At 67.1% G+C, this 1,451-nt stretch carries 1 protein-coding gene; it reads right to left on the reverse strand.

Going from position 1 to position 1,451, the window contains the following annotated elements; translation table 11 throughout:
- Positions 1-1,061, reverse strand: a 1,061-nt coding sequence (locus ACWGH4_RS35040) for a DEAD/DEAH box helicase family protein (RefSeq protein WP_453467949.1), incomplete at its 3' end; no start/stop codon positions are given.
- Between the last annotated feature and the right edge of the window lie 390 nt (positions 1,062-1,451).

Genomic DNA, 1,451 nt, shown 5'->3' on the forward strand with positions numbered 1-1,451 from the left:
GTGGCGCCGAACCCGGCCAGGACCTGACGCCGGCGCTCCAGGACGTGCTCACCGCACAGCCAGTCCGCCCAGATTCGTTTCGGGTATGTCTCCGGCTCGTTGGCGTGCAGCTTCGCGGCCACCCGCCCAAGGCCCTCCGCGTACGCTTGTGCCTCTATCGTCCGGTGATGGAACGTGATGCACGTCTGCAGCTGGTGCTGCGCCATCGTGTGCAACAGCGCCGCCTGCAACGCCCCCAGCCGCTGCCCCCGCACCTCCTCACTGCGCCGCTCCTCGCCCATCAGACGCTCGGGAGTGACGACCTCGTCCCGGAGCTCCAAAACGATGATCTGGTACCGCGCCAGCAACCCACGCGACACAGCAGACGCCAAGGACAGCTTGTAGAGGACAGGCCCGAAGACCTTCTCGTCATCCATGGAAGCCGCCATCTCCCGCGGCAGCGGATCACGCACCCCCTCGGCCACCTCGCGACCGAGCCGCTCCTCCCAGATCCGCGGCGTCGCCGTCAGGTACAGCCGCCGGTACGCCGGGATGACACTCTGATTGTGGACGTCGGCCCACGCCTTACCCATCGACCCCGACGTCCTGTGCGCCTCATCAACCACCGTCAGGTCCATCGGGGCCAGCTGCTGCCCGTAGACGCCCTCGAACGCCTCCGCCAGCACACCCAGCGACGCGTACGTGGCGTAGACGGTCACCGGCCCCTGGCCGTGCCACAACGCCAGCTGCACAGGGTTCGTGGTGGAACGCACCCTCAGACTCCACAGCTCCGGATCGTCCTGGAGCGAACACACGGCAACGGCCGGCCCCTTGTGCCCCGCGTCGTGCCAGGCCGTCACCGTCTGCGTCAGAAGATCCAGCGTCGGCACCAGCACGAGAATGCGCCCCTTGGGCACAAGCCGCTTTGCCGACGCGGCGGCAATAATCGTCTTTCCCGTGCCGCACGCGGCGTGCACCTGCCCGCGAAGGCCGTTCCGGGGGATACCGCCCGGCGGGATATCGAAGCCGCGCACAATGGCGGCAACGGCTTCGACCTGGTGGTCACGCAGTTTCACGGCCATGCCCCGTGTTCTCCTTTTCGCGGAATGTGGCGCGTCATCAGAAAGGAAAGTCCCGGCGTGATGGAGCAGCCCGAGGGATGTGATGTCTGATCCCAGACTCTACACAGCGCTGCACTGTGATGCATCATCCGGGCATCAACTTCCGCCCCCAGAGTGAAGCGTGACCGAATCCTGCCCCGAAGTGGCCGGTGGCATGCTGGCTTGCGGGGTGCTGGCGAGTACGAGTGACCGATCCGGGGGAGTGGTTCGGGCGGAGCGCAGCGGAGCCCGTCACTGCGTGAGGCCGGCACTCGATCGGGCCGACGGACCGTCAGTCCCGTTGTGGGGGTAGTGGCTGGGATTCCCAAGCCCTACACAGGCCCGCGCGTGATGCACCGTCCCCTCGTAGTC

It is taken from the genome of Streptomyces sp. NPDC054847, assembly GCF_053610925.1.